This is a genomic window from Massilia sp. TWR1-2-2 (assembly GCF_049897565.1).
Taxonomy (GTDB): domain Bacteria; phylum Pseudomonadota; class Gammaproteobacteria; order Burkholderiales; family Burkholderiaceae_D; genus JAFCUW01.
In genome coordinates, this window is record NZ_JAFCWM010000025.1 from 40,222 (window position 1) to 63,286 (window position 23,065).

General features: G+C 64.1%; 23 protein-coding genes, 1 pseudogene and 1 riboswitch. Of the genes and pseudogenes, 12 read left to right on the plus strand and 12 right to left on the minus strand.

The window, feature by feature from the left end; all coding sequences use genetic code 11:
• The first annotated feature begins 6 nt into the window (after positions 1-6).
• Both ACP7DD_RS20530 and mnmE read left to right on the plus strand, forming a co-directional pair.
• Positions 7-1,446 carry a DUF3999 family protein gene (locus ACP7DD_RS20530; protein WP_426176676.1) on the plus strand — a complete coding sequence of 480 codons (1,440 nt, stop codon included), beginning with the start codon at positions 7-9 and terminating at the stop codon, positions 1,444-1,446.
• A gap of 112 nt (positions 1,447-1,558) precedes the next feature.
• Entirely contained in the window at positions 1,559-2,938 is a 1,380-nt protein-coding gene (mnmE, locus tag ACP7DD_RS20535; protein ID WP_426176678.1) for a tRNA uridine-5-carboxymethylaminomethyl(34) synthesis GTPase MnmE, read from the plus strand.
• A gap of 277 nt (positions 2,939-3,215) precedes the next feature.
• Here mnmE and ACP7DD_RS20540 read toward each other — a convergent pair whose 3' ends face one another.
• From ACP7DD_RS20540 to thiC, 6 genes are read right to left on the minus strand one after another with little or no spacing between them, the layout of a single operon-like run.
• The gene (locus ACP7DD_RS20540; protein ID WP_426176679.1) at positions 3,216-4,475 is read right to left on the minus strand and encodes a D-amino acid dehydrogenase; all 1,260 of its coding nucleotides are present in this window, start codon (positions 4,473-4,475) and stop codon (positions 3,216-3,218) included.
• Between the two features lie 4 nt (positions 4,476-4,479).
• On the minus strand, positions 4,480-5,091 hold the full coding sequence (thiE, locus tag ACP7DD_RS20545) for a thiamine phosphate synthase (protein WP_426176681.1): 612 nt from the start codon (positions 5,089-5,091) through the stop codon (positions 4,480-4,482).
• A complete protein-coding gene (thiD, locus tag ACP7DD_RS20550; RefSeq protein ID WP_426176683.1) occupies positions 5,088-5,879 on the minus strand; it encodes a bifunctional hydroxymethylpyrimidine kinase/phosphomethylpyrimidine kinase in 792 nt (263 codons plus the stop codon). Before thiD ends, thiE begins: the two co-directional genes overlap by 4 nt.
• Positions 5,876-6,664, minus strand: a complete 789-nt coding sequence (locus ACP7DD_RS20555) for a thiazole synthase (protein ID WP_426176685.1) — start codon at positions 6,662-6,664, stop codon at positions 5,876-5,878. The genes thiD and ACP7DD_RS20555 overlap by 4 nt, the downstream gene beginning before the upstream one ends.
• A 20-nt stretch (positions 6,665-6,684) precedes the next feature.
• Entirely contained in the window at positions 6,685-6,888 is a 204-nt protein-coding gene (gene thiS / locus ACP7DD_RS20560) for a sulfur carrier protein ThiS (RefSeq protein ID WP_426176686.1), read from the minus strand.
• A gap of 9 nt (positions 6,889-6,897) precedes the next feature.
• A complete protein-coding gene (gene thiC, locus ACP7DD_RS20565) occupies positions 6,898-8,814 on the minus strand; it encodes a phosphomethylpyrimidine synthase ThiC (protein ID WP_426176687.1) in 1,917 nt (638 codons plus the stop codon).
• 69 nt (positions 8,815-8,883) lie between these two features.
• Positions 8,884-8,990: riboswitch (TPP riboswitch) on the minus strand.
• Positions 8,991-9,121: 131 nt separating this feature from the next.
• Here thiC and ACP7DD_RS20570 point away from each other — a divergent pair.
• From ACP7DD_RS20570 to ACP7DD_RS20600, 7 genes and pseudogenes are all read left to right on the plus strand, one after another.
• Positions 9,122-9,247, plus strand: a pseudogene (locus ACP7DD_RS20570) (IS5/IS1182 family transposase); the annotation flags it as partial.
• Between the two features lie 364 nt (positions 9,248-9,611).
• Positions 9,612-10,742: a diguanylate cyclase gene (locus tag ACP7DD_RS20575; protein ID WP_426176689.1), complete on the plus strand. Its 1,131-nt coding sequence runs from the start codon at positions 9,612-9,614 to the stop codon at positions 10,740-10,742.
• Between the two features lie 242 nt (positions 10,743-10,984).
• Positions 10,985-11,413 carry a nuclear transport factor 2 family protein gene (locus ACP7DD_RS20580; protein ID WP_426176691.1) on the plus strand — a complete coding sequence of 143 codons (429 nt, stop codon included), beginning with the start codon at positions 10,985-10,987 and terminating at the stop codon, positions 11,411-11,413.
• Between the two features lie 30 nt (positions 11,414-11,443).
• A complete protein-coding gene (locus tag ACP7DD_RS20585; RefSeq protein ID WP_426176719.1) occupies positions 11,444-11,950 on the plus strand; it encodes an RNA polymerase sigma factor in 507 nt (168 codons plus the stop codon).
• Entirely contained in the window at positions 11,947-12,744 is a 798-nt protein-coding gene (locus ACP7DD_RS20590; RefSeq protein WP_426176692.1) for an anti-sigma factor family protein, read from the plus strand. Before ACP7DD_RS20585 ends, ACP7DD_RS20590 begins: the two co-directional genes overlap by 4 nt.
• 2 nt (positions 12,745-12,746) lie before the next feature.
• Positions 12,747-13,193, plus strand: a complete 447-nt coding sequence (locus ACP7DD_RS20595) for a DUF305 domain-containing protein (RefSeq protein WP_426176720.1) — start codon at positions 12,747-12,749, stop codon at positions 13,191-13,193.
• A gap of 2 nt (positions 13,194-13,195) precedes the next feature.
• Positions 13,196-14,590, plus strand: a complete 1,395-nt coding sequence (locus ACP7DD_RS20600; RefSeq protein ID WP_426176721.1) for a YncE family protein — start codon at positions 13,196-13,198, stop codon at positions 14,588-14,590.
• A gap of 65 nt (positions 14,591-14,655) precedes the next feature.
• Here ACP7DD_RS20600 and ACP7DD_RS20605 read toward each other — a convergent pair whose 3' ends face one another.
• The 4 genes from ACP7DD_RS20605 to ACP7DD_RS20620 are packed head-to-tail and all read right to left on the minus strand — an operon-like array spanning position 14,656 to position 19,170.
• Positions 14,656-16,401: a hypothetical protein gene (locus ACP7DD_RS20605; protein ID WP_426176693.1), complete on the minus strand. Its 1,746-nt coding sequence runs from the start codon at positions 16,399-16,401 to the stop codon at positions 14,656-14,658.
• 13 nt (positions 16,402-16,414) lie between these two features.
• Positions 16,415-17,545, minus strand: coding sequence for a hypothetical protein (locus ACP7DD_RS20610; RefSeq protein ID WP_426176695.1), 1,131 nt, complete (start codon positions 17,543-17,545; stop codon positions 16,415-16,417).
• A 57-nt stretch (positions 17,546-17,602) separates the two neighbouring features.
• Positions 17,603-18,292 carry a toll/interleukin-1 receptor domain-containing protein gene (locus ACP7DD_RS20615; RefSeq protein WP_426176696.1) on the minus strand — a complete coding sequence of 230 codons (690 nt, stop codon included), beginning with the start codon at positions 18,290-18,292 and terminating at the stop codon, positions 17,603-17,605.
• Positions 18,293-18,297: 5 nt separating this feature from the next.
• A complete protein-coding gene (locus tag ACP7DD_RS20620; protein ID WP_426176698.1) occupies positions 18,298-19,170 on the minus strand; it encodes a c-type heme family protein in 873 nt (290 codons plus the stop codon).
• A 220-nt stretch (positions 19,171-19,390) separates the two neighbouring features.
• Between ACP7DD_RS20620 and ACP7DD_RS20625 the strand changes: the two genes are divergently transcribed.
• A complete protein-coding gene (locus ACP7DD_RS20625) occupies positions 19,391-19,963 on the plus strand; it encodes a DUF1439 domain-containing protein (RefSeq protein WP_426176699.1) in 573 nt (190 codons plus the stop codon).
• A gap of 281 nt (positions 19,964-20,244) precedes the next feature.
• Entirely contained in the window at positions 20,245-20,451 is a 207-nt protein-coding gene (locus ACP7DD_RS20630) for a hypothetical protein (RefSeq protein WP_426176701.1), read from the plus strand.
• Between the two features lie 11 nt (positions 20,452-20,462).
• Here ACP7DD_RS20630 and ACP7DD_RS20635 read toward each other — a convergent pair whose 3' ends face one another.
• Together ACP7DD_RS20635 and ACP7DD_RS20640 are read right to left on the minus strand one after the other, a co-directional pair.
• Positions 20,463-21,098, minus strand: a complete 636-nt coding sequence (locus tag ACP7DD_RS20635) for an Hpt domain-containing protein (protein ID WP_426176703.1) — start codon at positions 21,096-21,098, stop codon at positions 20,463-20,465.
• Between the two features lie 24 nt (positions 21,099-21,122).
• Positions 21,123-22,118 carry a CAP domain-containing protein gene (locus tag ACP7DD_RS20640; RefSeq protein ID WP_426176704.1) on the minus strand — a complete coding sequence of 332 codons (996 nt, stop codon included), beginning with the start codon at positions 22,116-22,118 and terminating at the stop codon, positions 21,123-21,125.
• Positions 22,119-22,288: 170 nt separating this feature from the next.
• Here ACP7DD_RS20640 and pssA point away from each other — a divergent pair, with 170 nt between their 5' ends.
• Positions 22,289-23,044, plus strand: a complete 756-nt coding sequence (pssA, locus tag ACP7DD_RS20645) for a CDP-diacylglycerol--serine O-phosphatidyltransferase (protein WP_426176722.1) — start codon at positions 22,289-22,291, stop codon at positions 23,042-23,044.
• Positions 23,045-23,065: the final 21 nt, after the last annotated feature.

Below are 23,065 nucleotides of genomic sequence, written 5' to 3' on the forward strand. Positions count from 1 at the left end.
GAGACGATGAGCAAATCAGGAATGAACAGTGGGGCGTTCGCCCTCGCGCTGGCGTGCATGCCGCCGCTGGCGCAAGCGGCGCCTGCCGGTGCCGGCCAGGCCGACGCGCCGGCGCGCTACACGCATACGATGGAATTGGCCTTCAGCGGTAAGGAATCGCTGGTGCAATTGCGCCTGCCGAAAGAAATCTACCAATCGGCGCGTGCCACGGACCTGGCCGACCTTCGGGTTTTCGACCGCGACGGCAAGCCCGTTCCATTCGCTTTTCTGGATCGCGGCAGTCAGGCTCTCGTCAGCGTCAAGAGCACGCCGGTGTCGATCTTTCCTGTCATGGCCGAAGCCGAAGGCAAGCACCAGCCTTCGCTCGACATTCGTACCTCCGCGGACGGCACGCTCGTGTCGGTGAACGCACGCAGTCAGAACGGTCGCGCCGTCGGTAACAGCAAACTGGCGGCGCTCGTCCTCGACACCCGCGCCGAGGAGGCGGCCGGAGCGCCACCGACCGAGATCGCGTCGCTGCGCCTGACCTTGCCGCCCAATGTGGACAACTACACGGCGCGCATCAGGCTGGAAGTCAGTGACGACCTGAAACAGTGGGAGAACTTGGGCGAATCGGTCGTCAGCTGGATGACCAATGCCGATACCAAGGCTCTGTCGAGCGATCGCATCGAATTCGATGCACAGGCGTTCCGCTACGCGCGGCTCAGCTGGCGCGAAGGCACGCCGCTGCTGTTTTCGAAGGTCCTGGCAGAGCGGCACTCGCGCTCTGACGCCGCGCGCGTCGTTGATTCGATGATTCTGGCGCCGCAGCCTGGAAGGTCGGGAAGTGACATTGTCTACCGCGCCGCGCCGGCGATACCGGTCCATTCGTTCGGGCTGCAATTCATCGATGCGAACGTCGTCGTGCCTGCGCTGGTGGGACGCTATGTCGAACTGCCCGCCGTCAAGCAGGGCCAGTCGAAGCGATGGGACTTCCAGCCTGCCTTCCGGGCCACTTTCTTCCGCCTGACTCAGGGCGGAAAGATCCGTACCTCCGGCGACGTGGCGATTGGCGACAGCCACGTCGGCGAGTGGGTGGTACGGCCCAGCGTCGAACTTTCACCCGCACCCAGCGTGCGCATCTCGTGGCAACCGGCCAGTATCGTGTTCCTCACCGGTGGCAAAAAACCATACAGCCTCGCCATTGGGCGCGACGCCGCCCCAGGTGCCGCAGTGCGGCAGTCCAGCGTCGCGCCGGGCTTCGGCGCGGCCGAATTGTCCGCCCTCGAGCACGCGACAGTCGGGGCGATCCGCCAGCAGAGCGCAGCCAGACCGGCGATGAGCGAAGCGAACGTGGCCGGTATATCCGCGCGCGGCCGCACCGCCGTCCTGTGGGGCGCTTTGCTGGTTGGGGTGCTCGCGCTTGCCCTGATGGTCCGACATCTGGTCAAGCAGATGCCAGGCTGAGATCAACCCCGCGCAAAACCGCCTGGCTGACAGTTGAGAGCCCCCCGCCACGCTTGTCCGGTTGGGCCGGGCAGCGCTCTGGAATAGGGCGGGAAGGAGGTACAATCCTCCTATGCAACTTAACTCCTCCCCCATCGCCGCCATCGCCACCGCACCGGGCCGCGGCGGCATCGGCGTCGTGCGCGCCTCCGGCAAGGATCTCGCGCCGCTGATCGCCGCGCTGTTCCCGCACGCCGCACTCAAACCGCGCCATGCTACCTACACCGACTTCAAGGCCGCCGACGGCGCCGTCATCGACCAGGGCCTGGCCATCTTGTTCAACGGCCCGCATTCGTACACCGGCGAAGACGTCCTCGAACTGCAGGGCCACGGCGGCCCGGTGGTGCTGCAGATGCTGCTCGCGCGCGTGCTCGAAGCCGGCGCCGCGGCCGGCGTGCGCCTGGCCGAACCGGGCGAATTCACCCGCCGCGCCTACCTCAACGACAAGCTCGATCTGGCCCAGGCCGAAGCGGTGGCCGACCTGATCGACGCCTCCACCGAGGCGGCCGCGAAGTCGGCGTCGCAGTCGCTGTCCGGCGCCTTTTCGAAAACCATCCACACGCTCGTCGAGCTGACCATCAACCTGCGCATGCTGGTCGAAGCCACGCTCGACTTCCCGGAAGAAGAAATCGACTTCCTCGAAAAATCGGACGCACGCGGCCAGCTGGCCGTCATCATCGATTCGCTCGACAAGGTGTTCAGGCAGGCGGCGCAAGGCGCGCTGCTGCGCGAGGGCCTCAACGTGGTGCTGGTGGGGCAGCCGAACGTCGGCAAGTCGTCCTTGCTGAACGCCCTGGCCGGCGCCGACGTCGCCATCGTCACGCCGATCGCCGGCACCACGCGCGACAAGGTCAGCGAGACGATCCAGATCGAAGGCATCCCGCTGCACATCATCGACACGGCCGGCATTCGCACCATCGACGACGCGGTCGACGAGGTCGAGCGCATCGGCATCTCACGCACCTGGGGCGAAGTCGGCAAGGCCGACGTCATCTTGCACCTGCTCGACGCCAGCTACGGGCCGACCGGCGCCGACGAGCATATCGTCGCGGCCTTCCCGGACGGCGTGCCGGTACTGCGGATCTGGAACAAGATCGACCTGTCGGGCCACAGGCCGGCGGTCGACGAGGCCGCCGATGCGGTCAACGTCTACCTGTCGGCGCACGAGCACGACGGCATCGACCTGCTGCGCGCCGAACTGCTGCGCATCGCCGGCTGGCAGCAGACCGGCGAATCGCTTTATCTGGCGCGCGAACGGCACCTGATCGCACTGCGGGCGGCGCGCCAGCATCTGGACCTGGCGGCCGCGCACGCGGCGCAAAGCGATCAGTCGCTCGACCTGTTCGCCGAGGAGCTGCGGCTGGCGCAGGCGCAGCTGTCGAGCATCACCGGCGCGTTTTCGTCGGACGATTTGCTGGGCGTGATCTTCGGCAGGTTTTGCATCGGAAAATAGCTCACCTTCCAGGCTGTTCCAATCGCATCCACAGCTGGATGACGTCGCGGCGCTCCTGCCGTGGAATATGAAGGATTTGCATGCCCCGGATTCAACCAGCGGCGTGACTCCCTGAACAGTCTGGGGTTGATGGATCGCTGACCTGCCTGGAACGCTTAAGCGCGCACTCTCACGCTTGCAGTCCAATACGCCAGGCGGAGCGGACTCCCCGGTTTGATCACGCGCTGACCAGGATGGAACGGCCAAACTACAATACGACGGGAGTTGCGCGAGACTGCTATTTCATGCCTGCGAATGCAAAGTCCACTTCCGGCCGGCAGCCCGAGACAATATCGGCAAGCGCGCGACCCGATCCGCACGCCATCGTCCAGCCGAGTGTGCCGTGTCCGGTGTTCAGGTACAAATTCGGGTAGCGCGTCTTGCCGATGTATGGCACGTTGGACGGTGTCAGCGGCCGTAAGCCGGCCCAGTAGGCGACGCTGTTGTAATCGCAGGCATGGGGGAACAGCGCCTGCACGCGCCGCGTGATCGCGTCGCACCGGATTGAATTGAGCGCCCGCGAATAGCCGTTCAGCTCGCAGGTGCCTGCCACGCGAAGACGCGATCCGAGCCGCGACATCACCAGCTTGTGGCCATCGTCGGTGAGCGATACCGTCGGCGCGGCATCTGGATCGATGATCGGATATGTCGCCGAATAGCCCTTGCCGGGATAGATATCGAGCCGAATACCCAGGGGTGCGAGCAGTGCCGTCGAAAAGCTGCCGAGCGCGATGACGAAAGCATCGGCGCGCAACAGCCGATGCCTTCCGTCGCCATCGATGATCTCGACGCCGCTTACAGCGTCACCTTCGCTTATCAGGCGGGTGGCAGTTGTGTTGTAGCAGAACTCGATTCCTGCAGTCTCGCCCTTGCAGGCCAGGATAGATGTGAATTTGTAGACATCACCGGATTCGTCGCTGTCAGTGAAATCGCCGCCCACGAGCTTAGCCCGCACGCCAGCCAGCGCAGGTTCGATGCGCACCACCGCGTCGGCGTCGATCGTCTTGCGCAAGCAGCCCAGATCGCGCATCGCCGACGCGGCGTGGACGGCCTTATCGAATTCTCGTTGATCAGTATAAAAATGCAGCAGGCCGCGCGCCAGGTTATCGTATTCAATTCCGAGCTCGGCGCGCAAGGCGATCAGGCTGCGCCGGCTGTAGTCAGCGATAGCGACGATCTGGCAGAGGTTGGCGGCCACCCGGGTTGGCAGGCACTCGCGGACGAACTGCATGCACCAGCGCCACTGACGTGGATCCGCGCGCAGCCGAAACAGGAGCGGCGCGTCGGCGCGGCCAAGGTCGCGCAGGATTTTCAGCAAGGTAGCCGGATTGGCCCATGGTTGCGCGTGTGAGACCGAAATCTGGCATCCGTTGGCAAAACTGGTCTCAAGCGCCGGACCACCCTGGCGTTCCAGCACCGTCACTTCGTGCCCCGACTGGCGCAAATACCACGCCGATGCCGTACCAATCACGCCAGCACCCAACACAATGACTTTCATGGCGTCATTTCACGAAAAGCTGCGCAAATTCGTGCATCGCGAGCTCGATCGACGGCGCCCCGTACACGCTGCTGATCGCAGCGACCATATCAGCGCCGCGCGCGACCAGTGGCGCAGCGTTTGCCGGCGTCATCCCGCCGATCACCACGCACGGCAGGGCGATTTCGGCTTTCGCCCAGTTGACGATATCGGCCGCTGTGGTCACCGGATATTGCTTTACTTTCGACGGGTAGAAGCCGCCGAAAGCGACATAGCTTGCCCCATTGGCGGCGGCGTCGAGCGCAAGCTGCCTGTCGCCGTAGCACGATGCGCCCAAGATTTTTCCGGCGCCGAGCAGCTTGCGCGCCTCGGCCACGGACGCGTCGGTACCGCCCACGTGAACGCCGTCGGCGTCAAGCTCAAGGCACAGGTCAACGAAGTCGTTGATTATGAACGGCACCGCATGGCTTCGGCAGAGCGCCAGCAACTGGCTCGCCTGAGCCAGCCGAAGTTCCGGGCTGGCGCTCTTGTGGCGATACTGGACCACCGCCGCGCCGAGGCGCAATGCATGACCGGTGGCGTCCACCATCGCGGCGGTGTCGTCCCAACTGGGCGTGACAAGATATAGCCCTTTCATGAATTCCTCTCGATAGTGAAATTGCAGCGCAGCGGAATGCGCTGGCCATCGGCGATGGTGAACGACGTTTCCAGCGCGCGGTGGCAGAAGCGCTGCGCGGTCTCGAGCGCCTGCTCCATCTGGTCGCCGAGTGCCAGCCGGCCCGCAATGGCGGAAGCGAGCGTGCAGCCGCTGCCGTGAAACGTGCCGGGCAAACGCGGCCAGCTCCAGATGCGTTCGCCGGCGTTGCTGAACCAGCGGTTGGTGACCAGCGCGCCCTCGGCGTGGCCCCCGGTGATCAGCACATTGCCGCAGCCGCGCGCCAGGAGGCTGGCAGCCTGAGCGATTACAGAGTCGCCTTCGGTGCACAAGGCGCTCGCTTCCGGCAGGTTGGGCACGACGACGGTTGCCAGAGACATCAGCGGACCGAGCGCGTCGATGCGCGTCAGCCTGTCGCCGGCGCCGCTGGCGAGCACCGGGTCGAGCACCACCGGCAGGTTTGGCTGGATGCGGCGAAGCTGGCCAATCAGCTCGGCAATCGCTTCGGCGTTGGCGCGCTTGCCCGGAATGCCCAGTTTTACTGCGTGGATCGTCACCTTGTTCATCAGTGCCACAACCTGGCGGCGCAGAACGTCGCTGTCGACCGGCAGCACTTCATACACGCGGTCGTTGTCCTGCACGGTGAGCGCAGTGATCACCGGCAGCGCATGTGCTCCCTGCGCCCCGATCGCGAGGATGTCGGCGGCGATCCCGGCCCCGCCACTCGGGTCCGCGCCGGCGAAGACCAGCACGGTCGGCCTCGATGTCATGTGATGCGCCCCGCCATCGGCGATGACGGCGATGCCGAGAACCTTCTTGGGATGCGCCCGGCCAAGTAAGCCTCGCGGCCGGCCTCCACTGACAAGCGCATCGCGCGGGCCATGCGCACCGGATCGCGCGCGCCGGCGATCGCACTGTTCATGAGCACGCCGTCACAGCCGAGCTCCATCGCAATGGCCGCATCCGACGCCGTTCCGACGCCGGCGTCCACCAGCACAGGGACGTTGGCCTGCTCGATGATCAGCGACAGGTTCCATGGATTGAGGATACCCATCCCCGAGCCGATCAGGGACGCCAGCGGCATCACCGCGACGCATCCGATCTGTTCGAGCAACCTTGCCTGAATCGGATCGTCGCTGCAGTACACCATGACATCGAAACCATCCTTCACCAGTCTTTCGGCAGCGACCAGCGTTTCCGGCATATGTGGGAACAGCGACTTCTCATCTCCCAGCACTTCGAGCTTGACCAGCTTGTGGCCGTTGAGCAGCTCGCGCGCCATCTGCAGTGTGTAGACCGCATCGTCCGCCGTGTAGCAGCCGGCGGTGTTGGGCAGTATCGTGTACCGCGACGGCGGCAGTACGTCGAGCAGGCTCGGCGCGTTCGGATCCTGGCCGATGTTGACGCGGCGGATCGCCACCGTGATGATCTCTGCGCCGGCCGCATCGGTCGCTTCGCGCGTCTGCGCCAAATCACGGTACTTGCCGCTGCCGACCAGCAGGCGCGATCGATAGGTCTTGCCAGCGATTGTCAGTGCTTCGGTTGATGCATTCATCTCATCTCTTTCGTATGTGGTCAGCCGCCGCCGATGGCGTGCACCAGATCGACCTGGTCGCCAGCCTGCAGGCCACGCTCGCGCCATTGCTGGCGCGGGACGACGGTGCGGTTGACCGCCAGGGCCAGCGCCTGTTGCGACAGTGTTAACGCTTCGATCAGATCGGCGAGCGTTGCTCCCGATGCGACCTCGTGGGGGGCGCCATTCAGAATAATCTGCGTCATCCGATCACCTCATTGCTTCTGGTAGATTTCAGCGCCCCGTTTGACGAATTCAACCGATTTCACTTCCATGCCCTGTTTCAGGGCTGCGATTTCGGAAATTCCCTGTTTGGCGGCGTATTCGCGCACTTCCTGGGTGATTTTCATCGAACAGAAATGCGGACCACACATGGAACAGAAGTGCGCAACCTTGGCCGAGTCTTTCGGCAGCGTCTCGTCGTGGAATTCGCGCGCCTTGTCCGGATCGAGACCGATGTTGAACTGGTCGTCCCAGCGGAATTCGAATCGCGCCTTCGACAGTGCGTTGTCGCGAATCTGTGCGCCAGGATGGCCCTTGGCCAGATCGGCCGCGTGCGCCGCAATCTTGTATGTGATGATGCCGTCCTTGACGTCCGCCTTGTTCGGCAAACCCAGGTGTTCCTTCGGCGTGACGTAGCAAAGCATCGCGGTGCCATACCAACCGATGGTGGCCGCGCCGATGCCCGACGTGATGTGGTCGTAGCCGGGTGCGATGTCAGTTGTCAGCGGCCCGAGCGTGTAGAACGGCGCCTCGCCGCACTGCTCCAGTTGCAGGTCCATGTTTTCCTTGATCATGTGCAGCGGCACATGGCCTGGACCTTCGATCATTACCTGTACATCGTGCTTCCAGGCGATCTGGGTCAGTTCGCCGAGTGTCTTCAGCTCTGCCAACTGCGCTTCGTCGTTCGCGTCGTAGATTGACCCTGGACGCAGACCGTCACCGAGGCTGAACGAAACGTCGTAGGCCTTCATGATTTCGCAGATGTCTTCGAAGTGCGTGTACAGGAACGACTCTTCATGATGCGCCAGGCACCACTTGGCCATGATCGAGCCGCCGCGTGAGACGATGCCGGTCAGCCGCTTGGCCGTCATCGGCACGTATCGCAGCAGCACGCCGGCATGGATCGTAAAGTAGTCGACGCCCTGCTCTGCCTGTTCGATCAGCGTGTCGCGGTAGATCTCCCAGGTCAAGTCCTCGGCCTTGCCGTTAACCTTCTCGAGCGCCTGGTAGATCGGCACCGTCCCGATCGGCACCGGGCTGTTGCGGATCACCCATTCGCGCGTCTCGTGAATATGTTTGCCGGTCGAGAGGTCCATGACGTTGTCGCCGCCCCAGCGGATCGCCCAGGTCATCTTCTCAACTTCCTCACCGATCGACGAGGTCACCGCCGAATTGCCGATGTTGGCATTGATCTTGACGAGGAAATTGCGGCCGATGATCATCGGCTCGACTTCTGGATGGTTGATGTTGGCGGGGATGATGGCGCGACCGCGGGCGACTTCCTCGCGTACAAATTCTGCCGTGATTTCGGCCGGGATGCTTGCGCCGAACGACTGGCCGGGATGCTGGCGCCCCATCAGGTCGGCCAGGCGGTTGCCCATCGGGCCCGACGCCTGCAGTTCCGCCAAGTATTGCTTGCGGCGCATGTTCTCGCGGATGGCGACAAACTCCATCTCCGGGGTGACGATGCCGCGGCGCGCGTAGTGCATCTGGCTGACGTTGGTGCCGGTCTTCGCACGGCGCGGCTTGCGATGCAAGTTGAAACGCAACGCGGCGAGCTCCGGATCGGCGAGCCGTTCGATGCCGTAGGCTGAGGTCGGGCCAGGCAGCTCGTCGGTGTCGCCGCGCTCGTCGATCCATGGGGTGCGCGGGCACGGCAGCCCGGAGCGGATGTCGATGGCGACGTCCAGGTCCGTGTATGGGCCGGAAGTATCGTAGACGTAGATCGGCGGGTTCTTCTCGCCGCCGAACGAGTCGGCTGTATCAGACTGGCTAATTTCGCGCATCGGCACGCGGATATCGGGTCGGCTGCCCTCGACGTAGATTTTGCGCGACATGGGCAAGGGACGAATTGCGGCTTCGTCCACAACGGCGGTAGCGGACAGGAATTTCGGGGTGATGGCGTTCATGTGGCTCCTAAATAGCTTCTCGATAAATTGAGCAGGAGCCAGCAAAGGAGTGTAGGGAAACGGCGCGCGGCCGGTGTCACTATGCTTCCCTTCGCTGGCATTATCCAGATCAGGTTCAGAGGGTGTATCTCACCCGCGCATCGCCTTCGCGACTTGCAGGACCCCTAGCGTTTGCCGTGGTTCGGCAGCGCTGATTCTATACCCAGTCGAAGCGCTTTGCCAGCGGCTTTCGTAAAACACTGCGCGGGATGTATATCGGTCACTCAAGGCCCGAGCAGGATTTTGCACTTGTACTTTTCCGTTGCTGCAGGGTTTGATGATGCGTGAAGGGACGATTGTCGATGCCACCTTGATCGCGGCGCCGCCGTCCACGAAGAACAAGGACAAGAAACGCGGTCCAGAAATGCACCAGTCCGAGAAGAGTAACGACTGGTCACGGGTGCCCCAGGCCTGCGGTTCCATGCGGGAGCCCTGTTGAAGACCTCGGATGGCGTGCCGCTGGGTACGCTGTGCGTGCTCGACGTGCAGCCGGGAAAGTCGGCGCGACTGTCAATTTGACGATCAGGCGATACAACCACGGCAGAAAATACCGTCTCCTGTGCATGGCATGAAGCGGCGTTGATGATGCGCGATTTTTTCTGTCGTCTATAATGAGATATTTCCACAGGGATACGTTTAGTGCGCACGGACATCTTTTTAAACCGCTCAGGCCATGGCACTGTGGAGCTGTTCCGGGATGGCGAGGTAGACACCGTCGCGGCGTCAATTCGAGCGCTGTATCCGTACACATGGACGGTATGAAGCCCCTTCTGCCTGGAAGCGTAGCTGACCGAGCCGTTGCGAATGCAACAGGTTTTTCGGAATGTGTGATTACGCTGCGCCGTGCGCTGAATGCCACTCCTGTCGGCTGGCTGCTTGCGGTATGGTTTTGTTGGGGCACTGTCCCCCAAACTTCCATTGTGCTTTGGGTGGGTACGGCTGCTGTTGTATGGACGTTCAGCCTGTGGGCGTTGCAAGTCGTAATCCGCGAAGGCTCGAGTTTTGAACGCCATCGCGCGCGCATCCATTGGGTCGCCGTACTGGATGGACTTGCCTGGGGACTGATGGCCTGGTTTCTGATGGGACACGCCGCCATCCTGGACGCTACGCTAATGGCGCTGCTGTGTGGCGTTATCGCGATCAATGCACAAGCTTATGGCACCTACGCGGTGGCCTACTATCGACAAATTGGCACGATCTTGGCAGTGTCGGTCTTCGGCCTGTTGCTGCACGTCGCTGACCGGAAGAGTGCGACGGATTTTGCAGCCGGGTTGACCGTTTTTGTTGCGTTAATCGCCTACCACACGCGCGAAATAGCTAAACGCCTGCTGGAAGGCATCAGGTTGCAGCACGCCAATGCCTTGCTTGCTGAGCAATTACATTTGGCACTGCAAAAGGTTGAACTGGACGCGGCTACCGATGCGCTGACTGGGCAAGGCAACCGCAGGGCACTGGACGACGTCCTCAAACGGCAAGCGGAGCTGTACATTTCCAGCGGAAGATCTTTTTCCATCCTGATGCTGGACATCGATTTCTTCAAAACGATCAACGATGGATTCGGTCACATGACCGGCGACGACGTCCTGCGTGCCTTCTCCCAAAGGGTCAGCGATTATTTGCGCCCGACGGATTTCTGCGCGCGTTTTGGGGGCGAAGAGTTTGTCATTGTCCTGCCCGGCACCACCCTGGGGGAAGCGCGGGAAGTGGCCGAGCGTTTGCGTCTTGGCGTGGCACAGTTACCCCTTCTGCGAGCCCCGACGGTACAGGTTACGGTATCGATCGGTGTTGCAACGTTAGCGCCCAACCAGACTGTGGGCGATCTGCTCGCCACTGCGGACGCTTCAGTGTATGCCGCCAAGAACGCGGGGCGCAATCAGGTGCATCCCTGAGCAGTGCACGCTCAGCAAATATCGCTTTCGGCACTCAGGCGCCACCCATTTCCGGTGGATTGGCGCCACCCTGGCTCCCGGCTGAGGAGATCAGGCGCGTGACGTCGTCGCCGCCGGATTCGTCTGGACTTCAGACTGCAAAAAAATATATTTCCAATATTGGGGAATAAAGTGACGGCAGATCCGTTCACCTCGGTAGCAACGTCACTTTTCGATTCGCCCCACCTAACCAGGACAATCTCATGATACAGGTCACCTTCGCCGCGATACTCTCACTGGCCTCTATCGGCTTCGCGTTCGCCAGCCCGGTCAGCGACGCCGCCCAGGTTCGCTTCGCTGCCATCGGTGGCGGGGACACGTCGATCATCATGCGTGGTTACGCAGAAAATCCACAACTGACCTGGGTCGGTGGCCCGCTCGACGGCGTGTACGCTGGTGACAGTGCCATTCGCGCTACTTGGGAAAAATTCGGCAAGGCGGTTGGGCCGGCGCGCGTGACCGTGCTGGCGTTGGAAGAATCGGCGAATCCTAAGGGGGCGACGATTGTCGCCAAGGTACAGTTCGATGGTAAAACGCAAGTGAAAGTGCACTATGTGCTGACTTATCGCGACGGCAAACTGGTCAATGAAATCTGGCAGATCGATCCGAAACTGGCTGCCATGGCTTACTGATACTGCGGCCAGCCTCAAATGACCGCCGCCATGCCCGAGCCGCGCGATCAGCTGCTAACCTGTATTCCCCGCCTGCGCCGCTACGCGCGCGCGCTGGTCGGCGACCGTGCCGGGGCTGACGATCTTGTTCAGGATACGGTAGAACGCGGGTGGGCAGGATTGGCCGGGTGGCACGGCGGTAGCGACATGCGGGCTTGGCTGTTCAGCATCATGCATAACGTGCGTATCGATCAGGTAAGGCGTCCCTCGCTCGCTACTGAATCGCTGAGCGAGGAGACGCCAATGGCTGCGACACACGGTAGTCCTTCGCGTGGTCTGGAACTGCGCGACATCGAAACGGCCTTGCGCGCGTTGCCCGAGGAACAGCGCGAGATCCTGCTTCTGGTGGCGCTGGAAGAATTGAGCTACGACGAAGTGGCGCAGGCACTCAAGATACCAATCGGGACTGTCATGTCGCGCCTGTCGCGCGCGCGGGAAAAAATGCGCGCGAACATGGAAGGCCTGCCCTGCGTGGCGGCGTTGAAGGTGGTCAAATGAATACGATGCCCATTACGGAAGCTGATCTGCACGCGTATGTCGACAACAAGCTTCCGGACGCGCGGCGGGCTGAGGTTGAACGATATTTGGCGCAACGCCCGGATGAGGCGGAGCGACTGCGCGCGTATGCAGCGCAGAACAGTGCACTGGGCGCGCTGTTCAATCCTGTGCTGGACGAACTGGTGCCGAGCCGTTTGACGGCGCCGAAAAGACAAGCACGGCAATGGCAGCGGCTGGTGGCTGGCTTTGCGATAGCGCTGGTGAGCGGCGGCGCCGGGTGGTCGTTGCACGGCTTCGCCGCAGGGGACGTCCAGCGCGTTCAAATCGATGACGCCAAGGCCAGACCAGCGCTGTATGCGACCAGCCTGGCGCACCAGGCCGCAGTCGCCCACGTGGTCTACAGTCCCGAAGTGACGCGGCCGGTCGAAATCGGCGCCGACCAGGAAGTACAACTGGTCGCCTGGCTGTCGAAACGACTAGGCAGCACAATTCGCCCGCCCCGGTTGGGCGAGCTCGGCTACGAACTGATTGGCGGGCGCCTGCTGCCGGGCGCCCAAGGCGCAGTGGCCCAGTTCATGTATCACAATAAGGCCGGGCAGCGCCTGACCGTGTATGTCTCGACCGATCAATCGCACAACAAGGACACCGGGTTTCGCTTCGCCCAAGAGGGACCGGTGAATGTGTTTTATTGGATTGACGGGAAATTTGGCTATGCGTTGTCCGCCGGTATCAACAAGGGTGAACTCGCCCGCGTCGCCACCGCCGTGTATGAACAATTGGAGAAACCATCTTGAATATGAGCCGCGCCGTCCCGCACGGTTTTACCGTGACATCCCTCGTTTTAGCCTGCACTTTCGGTGGCAGCGCATTCGGGCAGGACCAGCACCACCAGCACCGTACTATTGCGCCCGGGAAGGCGCCGGTATTCATCGCCAGCACGGCCAAACCGTTCGCCGGCTTGATGGGAGATGCGATGGCTGTCATGGACGACGGCATGAAGCGCGCGCCAATGAATGGCGTTTCGGAACATGATTTTGTAACGATGATGATTCCGCACCACCAGGGCGCGATTGACATGGCGAAGGCGCTGCTGCTCTACACCAGCGATGCCGAATTGAGCAACGTCGCGCAGGGCATCATCACCGAACAGCAAAACGAAATCAAGGTCATGCAAGCATGGCTTCAGCGGTACCAGGCGCCTCGGATCAAAGCAGCACCCTTTTCGACCCTCAAGAAAGAATGAACATGCCAATCCGTGAATTTGTTGTCACCCTTGCGGTCGGCAGCTGGCTCGCCGCCTCGGCGTCTGCCGCGCCTGGCCCGCAAGATCGCGTCTATACCGCCGACCAGAATACCAATACGGTTTCGGTAATCAACCCGGCGACGAACATGCTGCTCGGCCAAATCAAACTGGGCAACCAGCGCCCTGACGTATTGTCCCCGCTGTACAAGGGCGAAATCAATGTGCACGGCCTGGGCTTTTCGCCCGACCATAAAACCTTGATTGCGATTTCAAACGGATCGAACTCGGTGGCCTTCATCGATACGGCGACCAACAAGGTCAAGGGCACCACCTACATCGGGCGTTCGCCCCACGAGGGCTTCTTTACTGCGGATGGACGCGAAGTGTGGGCCGTGGTACGTGGCGAGGATTACATCTCGGTGATCGACCCGGTCACTTTCAAAGAGAAAAAACGGATCGAGACCACCGCCGGCCCCGGCATGGTGCAGTTCCTTCCCAACGGCAAGCTGGCATTCGTCGTGTCCAGCTTCAACCCGGTGGTCGACGTCATCGAGATGAAGTCGCACAAAGTCGTCAAGCGCGTGAAGGTCGTCAGCCCGTTCTCACCGTTCTTGCAGTTCACTCCAGACTTCAAGGAAATGTGGATGACGCACAAGGATGTCGGAAAAGTGACGCGCATCGATACTGCCAGTCTGGAAGTGAAGGGCGTCATCGATACCGGTTTCATTACCAATCACTTGGCGTTCGCGAAAACTGCAGCGGGTACCCGTGCGTACGTGACGATCGGCGGCGAGAATGTCGTCAAGGTCTACACCACCGACGCCACGCCAACGCTGGTGGCGACGATCCCGACCGGTGCGCTGCCGCACGGCATCTGGGCCTCCGATGACGGTAGCCGTTTGTATGTGGGACTGGAAAACGGCGACGCGGTCGATGTTATCGACAGCGCCACCGACAAGGTGATTGCGCGCGTGCCGGTCGGGCAAGCACCGCAGGCACTGGTGTACGTCTCGAACGCCGTCCCGCGCGGCGAAGGCACGAGCAACCTGGTCCCGCGCGCCAGCAGCGAGCCTGTCAACATCGCGCTGAAACCGGCTGCCGGCGATGCCAAAGGCTTCATTGTGGCCCGCAACCTGGGTGTGGTGGACTCGCTGGAAGTATCGTTGTTCAAGCTTAAGCCACAGACAGTGTACAGCGTGTTCGTCACTGGCCAGGCTGCCCCGGTAGCCAGTTTCAAAACCAATCCGATGGGCATGGCCAACGGCACTGCGATCGGGCCAATGCGCGACGTCAGCAACAGCTTGAACAACAAGGCCGTGACGGCGAGCCGCGTCCTGGTGATGGAAGGCGATTTGTCGGCCGATCCACAAAAAGCCGTATTGAGCAGTGTGCAGTAAGCATCGCTTGAGGCCGTGTCCGGATGTCGGCACTGACCCCGCGTGGATGTGGTCGGCTCAGCCGCTCATTTTCCGTGCCACGCGATGCGCCGCTCGAGATACAGCCGCAGCCAGTTGGCGTTTTCCTCAAGGATTTCCTTGCCCAATGCCATGAGCAGGTCGGCCGGGTCGCCGCCATCACGCTCGATCGCTTGCAGCGCCTGGTCGGCGCGCTGGTAGACGGCGCGCAAGTGCGCGGCCTGGCGCAGGTTCTCGGCATGCGCCATCTTGCCGTTGAACGAAAGCCAGGCCGCGCCGGTGTCGGTCAGCAGCTTCATGGCGATGATCAGCGCCAGCATCACCAGCGCGTTTCTGCCCAGGCCGGCCAGGAGCAGGACGACGCTAACCAGCGCGCCAACCAGCGCGCAAACCAGCCCGCCGACCAGCAGCTGCTGGCCCCAGGCCGCTTCCAGGCGCTGCTGGCGGCGCCGGCGCGCGATGTTCGGGCCCTCCAGATAGGACAGCTGGGCATCGATCCAGCCGCGGGCAACGCGCGCCGGCGGCATTGCCAGCACGGCCGGCCGGCAGGTCAGTGCATCGAGCGCGTCGCGCACCCAGCCGGCGTCGGCTCTCTGCTTGACGAGATAGTGGTCGGTGACGAGCGCCTTGCTGCCGGCGGCGAGCCAGTACATCTGCACGCGCAACCCTTCGGCCAGCGCCCGGTAGCCCAGGTAGGCGTTGCGGCGCCCGGCCCGCCCGACCCACAAATAGGTGCCGACGGCGATGGCGGCGCCGCCGCCGTAGCTGAGCGTTTCGATCAGTTCGCCGTAGTCGTCGCTGATCAGCCGCAGCAGCGAGGACGAGGCAGCCAGCACGGCGCCGAGCGCGATGACGATCCAGCTCAGGCGCCAGCTGCGCTTGGCTACTTCGGCCTGCACGTCGGCCACCGCGAAGCTGCGCGCCAGCGCTGCCAGCGCCGGGTCGCATGCAGCGTCGGCGGCGCCGAGGCTGGACAGGAAACCGGTGCGCACCGCGGCCAGCCGTGCGCCGTAGCCGGCGGCGTCGCCGGCGAGCGCGGCGCGGTGGCGGCGATTCAGGGTGTCGAGTTCGGCGCCGGCCGCCAGTATGCAGCCGCGCGGATCGCCGCCGCCTGCAAGCACGCGCAGCGCATCGGACGCCATCGGCGTATGCTGCCTCGCGCGGCGCACCGGCACATGCAGCGCGCGCCCGAATTCGGGCAGCGCCAGCCGGCCGGCGCTGCCCGAATCGGCGCGGCGGTCGAAACCGCGCACCAGCGATTGCACCATGTCGAGCGTGCCGCCCGGCGCCGCTACGGCCGTGGCGTCGCCATCCCACAGCGCGATCACCAGGTGGGCGTGGATGGCCAGGTAGCGCTCCAGCTGCGCGTAGGGCAGGTTGTCGGCCGTGAGCGCCGCATTCGCTTCCAGCTCGATCGCGGGAATCTCGTACACGCCATCGGCCGCCGCCAGCACTGGCTCGATGCGCGCGGCGAAGGCGTCGCCGTCGCCTTGTCCCTGCTCGGCACAGTAGCGCGCCAGCGGCATCGGCAGCGGCACCAGCAGGCGGATGCGCGCCGGCGTGGCGCTGGCCGCGCGCAGGCGCAGCACCTGTTCGGCAAACAGCTGGTCGGCGCCGTCAGCCAGCGGCGACAGGAAGTCGAGCGCGCTGTCGGGCAGCGTGGTGGCTACCAGCTGCAGCGTCTCGTACAGGCGATCGCCGGCGCCGGCGACATCGTCCGGATGCAGGTCGCGGTGGCCGCTGACGGCCACCACGAACGGGGCGGCGCTGGAGTAGGGATGGGGCTTGCTCATCGTCGTCGCCTCGCTAGCCGAGGTGGTACATGCCTTTGTCGCCGAACAGGCGGTGCCAGTCCTGCATCTCGCCCATCAGCAGTTCGGCCAGTTCGCCCAGCCGCTCCTGCATCGCCGCCAGCCCGGCGGGATCGGGCCGATCGAGCCAGCCTTGCAGCCGCACGGCCATCGCGCTGAAGCTGGCGGCCAGGCGCTCCGATTCTTCCTGCGCGAGAAAGCCGTGCAGCGACGCCGCAAAGGCGGGCACGCCGGTGCAGATGATCGTCAGCAGCGCCGAATGCCAGCAGAAGTGGACCAGCACCGCCACCACGGTCAGGCCGAACGCCGCCATCGACAGCGCATGCACGCGGTGGACGATGGCCTGCTCCTGCTGCGCGCGGATGCAGTGGTAGCGCAGCTGCTGGCCGGCCAGCACGCGCCCGTACGTCAAGGCGCGCGCCGCATACGTTGCCGGCTCCAGCGCGGCGTGAGCGCGCAGTTGCAGGTACAGCCGCGCGCGGCCGGCGCGCAAGGCGTCGTCCTGCGCGGCGACGCTGGCGTCGGCCGCCTTGCCGTGATGGTTGCGCAGCGCGGCCAGGTGCGGCGCGTCCGACAGCGGCAGGCCTGGCGCCGCGCTGCCGTCTTCGCGCGCCTGGCGCGCATGCAGCGAATCGGGATGGGTCGCCGCGGTGATCGGCAGGCAGCGCAAAAATTCGACGTGGAAGCGCAGCGCCATCCAGCGGCCGTGCCAGTTGGTGCGGTGCGCGCTGCGAAACGTCAGCAGCAGCACCACCAGCATCACCAGTTCGGCCAGCACCAGCAGGTTGAGCACCAGGTGATTGTCGCTGGCGGCCACGCCGCAGGCGGCGAACAGCACCGCAAAAGCGGCGCAGGCGTACAGCAAGGTGTAGGCGTCGCGCGCGCAGCCGCCGACGTGGCTCGCTTCACGGTCGGCGTGGTCGAGCGCAACGTTCATCGGCTCGAGCACGGCAGGGCCGACCAGGTGGGCCAGTTGCTGCGCCGCCACCGCGTCGCTGCCGGCGGCCGGCAGCGCGCGCGGCTGCCAGCCGGCCAGCAGGATGCGGTTGCGCAGAAAGCCGCGCAAACGTCCGGCGCTGTGGCAGCGGATCGTCGCCGCTGGACTCGGTATGGCAGTCGATGACATCAAGGTTCCCTGGGGTGCGCGGCCGTCCGCGGCCGCCATTGCGGTAAATGGAAACGTTCAGGGCAGCGCGACCTTGCAGCGCGCGAGGAACTGCTTGCGTTCGGCATCGTCGTCGATTTCCAGCGCCAGCGTCGCCGCCAGTTGCTGCGCGCCGGCCGCGCCGGCTGCCGCGCGCCGCACCAGGTGCCGGGCGATCGGCCCGACCACGTGGGCCAGCAGCGCTTCCAGCCTGGCGAGCACCTGCGGCTCGATCGGGGCAACCGTCGCTGTCGGCGCCTGCAGCGGCGCCGAGGCGGCAAGTGGAACGACGACGCGTGGCGCGATCGTTTTCGGCGGCTCGGCCGGCGCTTCGAGCAGCACGGCGATGCAGTCCTGCAGCTGGCCGAGGTGCACATCGAGTTCGCCGTCGAGCGCGTCGAGCCAGTGCTGGGTACTGATGAAGTATTCGAGGCTTTTCGACAGCGGCACGTTCTCGATGCGAAACGGCAGCACGTGCAGGCCCTTGCTGACGGCGCGCTCGACTTCGCGGCGCACCTGCGGCGACGAGTTCGAGCTCGACGAGAACACCAGCACCAGCACGCGCGCGGTGTCCATCGCGTTGATGATCGCTTCGGCCCAGTCTTCGGACGGGCGGATGTCGCGCGGCGCCACCCAGCAGCGGGTGCCGGCCGCTTCGAGCTTGTGGCAGATCGCGTCGGCAAACACCTTGTCGACGTGCGAGTGGCTGAGGAATACGTCGTGCGCCATGTCGGTCAGGCCGCCAGCAGCGTCATCGCTTTTTCGAGGCTGCGGCGCATCCGGTTGAAGGCGTTGCCGAGCACCGCGATTTCGTCGTTGCCGCGGATGGCGAAGGCTTCGGCATCGGTGTGGCCGGCGCTGACGGCATCGGCGATGCGGGCGATTCTGCCCATCGGGCGCAGCAGCATCTTGTAGATGATCAGGTTCACCACCAGCAGGATGGCGGCGAAGGTGGCCAGCATGCCGCCCATGATCAGGCGCAGCGCGCGCGCCGCTTCTTCCAGCGGCACCTGCAGCGGCACCGAGACGATCTGGCTGCCGACGATTTCGTTGTGCTTCCAGCCGAAGCCGTTGGCGTCGCCGTACAGCGCGCGCATGCTGGCCGGCGCCGCCGCCGGCGTGCTGTGGCAGGCCAGGCACTGCGCATCCTTGATCTGGATCGGCCGCGCCAGGAATAGCGACTGGCCGGACGGAGTCGAGCGTTCGCCGACCATCTCCTTCAGCTCCGGATGGTCGCGCAGGTTGCGCACCACGTCCGCTTCCCATTCGACCACGCGGTCGCGCGGGTTGGTCGGGTTCAGCGTCGCTTCCTTGTAGCTGTAGTTCTTGTACGTCTCCTGCAGCTTGGCGAAGCTTTGGGTGGCCGCGTACGACGGCACCGACTGCGGCAGGAAGTCTTTCTCCAGGCGCGCCGCCAGCAGCGGCTTGATCTCGTTGCTGGTGTAGCTGCGCGCGGCCATCGCCGCTTCCATCATCAGGCTGGCGTGGCTGAGCACCTCGCGCTTGGCGTTTTCCTGCAACACCTGGTTGGTCAGGTAGCCCGTCAGCGCCAGGCCCGCGCCGAAGGCCGTCACCAGCGCGAGGTTAAGTTTGATCAGCAATTTCATCGGGGTCTCAGGTAGATTGCCGGGGCGGCCGTGTCGGCGTGGCCGAAGCGATTCGGAGCGTAACATTAGATTATGAATAGTAACATTTCAATAAAGAAATCGACAATTTTTTCTGATAACGCAGACAACTTTGTGACCAAAATGGCGCGCGGCGTCGCTTAAGCGGCCTGATGTGCTACGATTTTTCCACGACACACGCGCGCGCAGCGAGGACGACACGATGAGGAACTTTCAACACGGTGGATGGGGGCGGCGCTGCAGCGACGGCGCGGCATTGGCGATGTGCCTGATGCTGGCCTCGTGCGCCAGCCTGATCGGCCCGCGCGCAGTCGAAATCCCGCTGCAAAAGCTGCAGCACGGCATCGAGCGGCGCTTCCCGCTGAACAACCGGGTGCTCGAATTGCTCGACATCCGGCTCAGCCGGCCGCAACTGTCGCTGCCCGGCGCCGACCGCGTCGCGCTCGGTGTGGAAGCGGTTGTCGCGCCGCCGTTCACCGGCCAGGCGTGGATCGGCAGCCTGGCGCTGTCGGGCCGGCTGTACCTCGACGCCCAGCGCGGCGCGGTGCTGATGGACGAGACGCGCGTCGATCGCTTCGTCATCGACGGCATGGACGAGGCGCGCCAGCGCCAGCTTGCCAAGGTGGCCGGCGTGCTGGTTGGCAAAGTGGTGCGCGAGGTGCCGGTCTACACCTTCCGCCTGGAAGACCTGCGCTACGCCGGCGTGCAGTTCGTGCCGACCCGGATCACTACGACGCCGAGCGCGCTGGTGGTGACGATGGAGCCGCTGCGCTGATGCGCAATCCTGCTATGATTTGCGAGTGGGAATTCATTACGGTTTGTAAAGCGATTTTGCGGCCGGCGCGGTCGCTGTTGGCGCATTGCGACAGCGCTTGAACTAGGCCGAACGCGTCATTGCAGAGGCCGTGTATTCGGCGTAACTTGTATTTTTACGGAGCCCTTGCCGCGTCAAGGTCCGTTAAACGGCCTGCTTGAGCAATCTCATGCCTGGTGAAATTCCACTGAAGTAATCTTGCTGTACACCACGTAGGGCCTGCTGCTTGCTAAGGGGGAATCTTGGGAACCGTACAAGAGAGTTTGCCGGAAAAGGATGCGAGCGCCGAAGCGCCCGCCGCGCCGTCGCTGTTGCCGGTACGTTCGCGCCAGAGCCTGCCGCCGAAGGGATCTTGCTGGTACTGCGAGAAGCCGCTCGACAGCGTGCGCCGTTTCTGCGGCAAGGAGTGCGCCGACGGTTTCGACGAAGAAGCCGCGTTCACCGGCTGACCGGCCACCGCTTATCCTCCCGCTGCTGCCGTCCCTGCGCCACCACCCTGCCTGAGCGCCTCGAGCGCGCCCTCGAAATCGAACTCGTTGGCCGCCAGCGCCACCTCGCAAAAGCGCGCATGGCCGAGCGCCGCCGCCAGTCCCGTCCCTGACTGCTCCAGCAAATCGACCGCCGCGCCGTCGCCGTTGGCCAGCAGTTCGGCCAGTTGCGCCACCAGCAAAAGGTCCGACGGCAACGCCGCCGCCGCCGCGGGCGCGGCCTGCACCGCTTTGCCGCCCAGCAGCCGGTCGATCGCCGGCAGCAATGCGCCCAGCGCGGCGCCGACCGCATCGAGCTCGGCGGCAGTGGCGCGGTCGCCCTTGCGCAGCGCCAGTTCCAGCAGGCCCGCATGGCGGTGCAGCACGTGCGCGCTGATCATGCCGGCGGCGCCTTTCAGGGTGTGGGCCAGGCGATGCGCCAGGCGCAGGTCGCCGCTGTCGAGGGCGCTGGCGATCGGCGCAACGCTGGCGTCGTAATCGCCCGCAAAACGGCGCAGCATGCGGGCGAACAGCGCGCGGTCGCCCATCACGCGGGCCAGGCCGTCGGCGACGTCGAGAACGCTGGGGTCGTGGTGGATTTCCGGCGGGAGCGAATTTGCTGTTGTCATGCCGCTAACGATAGCAGATCGCCGTTACTTGGTCGTAAATGACCAGTTTTTCGTCGCCCGGCTGCCATTGACGGCGCCGATAAAGCTGACGTCGTATGTCGTCGTCGCCTTGAGCGGGTCGAGCGGCACGATGGCGGCGGCGGAAGCGGCCGTTTGCGCGTCGACATCGTGCTGCAGCAGCCGTGTTTCGAGCACGGCGCCGCCGCGCGGACGCACCGTGAAAGTTCCCACGGTCACCTTGGCGGTGATGTCGGCGTGCACGCTGATCGGATAGCCCACTTCGTTCTTGCCCGGCACCGGATCGGGCTGCTCGTAGTCGCTGAAGAAGTTGGTCGTCACGCCAGTCTGGTCGGCGAACGGCCACGTGACCAGGTTGCCGTTGCCAATGCCGGTGCCGTAGCCTTCGTTGGCGGTAAAGTTGGCGGTGAAGTAGGTATAGTTGCGCGCGGTGGTGCCGGAACCCGTGCCGACTGCCTTGAACGACGGCTCGAAGATGACGAAGCGGTGGTAAATCGCCGTGATGAGTTCGTCCACCATGTAAAAGCCCGAATTGTTGGTGGTCGCCGAGATGACCTCGCCATACGCATAGCTCCGGGTCTGGTCGAAGTTATAGCCGGCCGTGTTCAGGCGATTCAGGATCTTCACGCCCGTGAAGCCCAGCTTGCCGGCCACCTCGTCGTGGGTGATCTCGTCGTTCAGGCGCTGGTAATCGGAGTGCGCCTGGGCGGCGCGGTCGATCAGCGTGTTCTGCGTCATGACCGGCATGCCGATCTGGCCGCGCCGGTAGTTGATCCAGTTGCGCCCGTCGATTGCCACGTTGCCGACCGACGCGGGGGCGCCCGCTTGCGGCGGCGTCGGCGTCGGCGTAGTCGGCGGCAGGACGATCGGCGCCGGCGAGGCGACGACCGGGGCCGGCGCGGCAGGCGTCGGCGTGCTGCTTGAGCCGCCGCCGCAGGCAGCCAGCGCCCATGCGGTGGCCAGGGCGGCCAGGAGGGTGGTGGAACGGTTCGGAGTAGTCATGATGATTTTCGCTAGCAGGTTATTCCTGTGATCGTCAGATTCTAGGGGATATTGAGAATTGGTGAGATTTGCTTGAAAGCAGGCCGCGCCGCCATTTCCGGGCTGCGCTGTAAAATAGATAATTCATCTTTCCACCGAGCGAGCATTTGAAACCTACCCGCCAACAGCGCATGGCGCGCGCCAAGTTCGCATTGCCCAGTTCGGTGACCTTGCTGTCGATCGCCTGCGGCTTCGGCAGCATCGTGCTGTCGGTCGACAATGCCCACGTCGGCGACCCGGCCGGCTTCCGGATGGCGGCGATCCTGCTGGTGCTCGCCGGCATCTTCGACGCCCTCGACGGCTTTGTCGCGCGCGCCACCGGTACCTCGTCCGAGTTCGGCATGCAGCTCGATTCGATCGCCGACGTCATGAATTTCGGCTGCGCGCCGGGCTTGCTGCTGTACTGCTACGGCTTCGTCCAACTGGGCCAGGGCCAGCCCACGCTGCTGCGCATGGGCGGCGTTGCCTGCTTCATTTTCCTCGCCTGCGGCGCGCTGCGCTTAGCGCGCTTCAACGTCAGCGTCGGCCGCACCGACCCGCGTTACTTCGTCGGCATGCCGATCACCGCCGGCGCGGCCTGCGTCGCCTCGGTGGTGATCGCCTGGCCGGCGCCGCTGACGAGCAACTTGCAGGCCTACCTGCTGATGGCGCTGATGGTTGCGGTCGGCACGTTGATGGTGTCGACGGTGCGCTTTCCCAGTTCCAAGCAGCCGAAAAGCACCATGCTGTGGGTCGCGCTGGCCGTCAACCTGGCATTGCTGGCCTGGCTGCAGACGCGCTACTTCGCGTTGTTTTTTGTTGTGTATGTGAGTGTGACGCTACTGCTCAATATCGCTTGGCATCAAGGCTGGCGCGGGGTGCCGGCGCCGGTAGTGTACGAAGACTGACTTTTACAAGGTTTGCATGGT

What these genes read in the sequence shown, in the direction of transcription:
- thiE (WP_426176681.1), bottom strand. Translation starts at nt 5,091, where the DNA reads ATGAAAGGGCTATATCTTGTCACGCCCAGTTGGGACGACACCGCCGCG.
- thiS (WP_426176686.1), bottom strand. Translation starts at nt 6,888, where the DNA reads ATGACGCAGATTATTCTGAATGGCGCCCCCCACGAGGTCGCATCGGGA.
- ACP7DD_RS20595 (WP_426176720.1), top strand. Translation starts at nt 12,747, where the DNA reads ATGAGCCGCGCCGTCCCGCACGGTTTTACCGTGACATCCCTCGTTTTA.
- pssA (WP_426176722.1), top strand. Translation starts at nt 22,289, where the DNA reads ATGGCGCGCGCCAAGTTCGCATTGCCCAGTTCGGTGACCTTGCTGTCG.
- ACP7DD_RS20615 (WP_426176696.1), bottom strand. Translation starts at nt 18,292, where the DNA reads ATGGCGCACGACGTATTCCTCAGCCACTCGCACGTCGACAAGGTGTTT.
- ACP7DD_RS20530 (WP_426176676.1), top strand. Translation starts at nt 7, where the DNA reads ATGAGCAAATCAGGAATGAACAGTGGGGCGTTCGCCCTCGCGCTGGCG.
- ACP7DD_RS20610 (WP_426176695.1), bottom strand. Translation starts at nt 17,545, where the DNA reads ATGTCATCGACTGCCATACCGAGTCCAGCGGCGACGATCCGCTGCCAC.
- ACP7DD_RS20580 (WP_426176691.1), top strand. Translation starts at nt 10,985, where the DNA reads ATGATACAGGTCACCTTCGCCGCGATACTCTCACTGGCCTCTATCGGC.
- mnmE (WP_426176678.1), top strand. Translation starts at nt 1,559, where the DNA reads ATGCAACTTAACTCCTCCCCCATCGCCGCCATCGCCACCGCACCGGGC.
- ACP7DD_RS20620 (WP_426176698.1), bottom strand. Translation starts at nt 19,170, where the DNA reads ATGAAATTGCTGATCAAACTTAACCTCGCGCTGGTGACGGCCTTCGGC.
- ACP7DD_RS20585 (WP_426176719.1), top strand. Translation starts at nt 11,444, where the DNA reads ATGCCCGAGCCGCGCGATCAGCTGCTAACCTGTATTCCCCGCCTGCGC.
- ACP7DD_RS20600 (WP_426176721.1), top strand. Translation starts at nt 13,196, where the DNA reads ATGCCAATCCGTGAATTTGTTGTCACCCTTGCGGTCGGCAGCTGGCTC.
- ACP7DD_RS20605 (WP_426176693.1), bottom strand. Translation starts at nt 16,401, where the DNA reads ATGAGCAAGCCCCATCCCTACTCCAGCGCCGCCCCGTTCGTGGTGGCC.
- ACP7DD_RS20635 (WP_426176703.1), bottom strand. Translation starts at nt 21,098, where the DNA reads ATGACAACAGCAAATTCGCTCCCGCCGGAAATCCACCACGACCCCAGC.
- thiC (WP_426176687.1), bottom strand. Translation starts at nt 8,814, where the DNA reads ATGAACGCCATCACCCCGAAATTCCTGTCCGCTACCGCCGTTGTGGAC.
- ACP7DD_RS20540 (WP_426176679.1), bottom strand. Translation starts at nt 4,475, where the DNA reads ATGAAAGTCATTGTGTTGGGTGCTGGCGTGATTGGTACGGCATCGGCG.
- ACP7DD_RS20625 (WP_426176699.1), top strand. Translation starts at nt 19,391, where the DNA reads ATGAGGAACTTTCAACACGGTGGATGGGGGCGGCGCTGCAGCGACGGC.
- ACP7DD_RS20640 (WP_426176704.1), bottom strand. Translation starts at nt 22,118, where the DNA reads ATGACTACTCCGAACCGTTCCACCACCCTCCTGGCCGCCCTGGCCACC.
- thiD (WP_426176683.1), bottom strand. Translation starts at nt 5,879, where the DNA reads ATGACATCGAGGCCGACCGTGCTGGTCTTCGCCGGCGCGGACCCGAGT.
- ACP7DD_RS20555 (WP_426176685.1), bottom strand. Translation starts at nt 6,664, where the DNA reads ATGAATGCATCAACCGAAGCACTGACAATCGCTGGCAAGACCTATCGA.
- ACP7DD_RS20575 (WP_426176689.1), top strand. Translation starts at nt 9,612, where the DNA reads ATGAAGCCCCTTCTGCCTGGAAGCGTAGCTGACCGAGCCGTTGCGAAT.
- ACP7DD_RS20590 (WP_426176692.1), top strand. Translation starts at nt 11,947, where the DNA reads ATGAATACGATGCCCATTACGGAAGCTGATCTGCACGCGTATGTCGAC.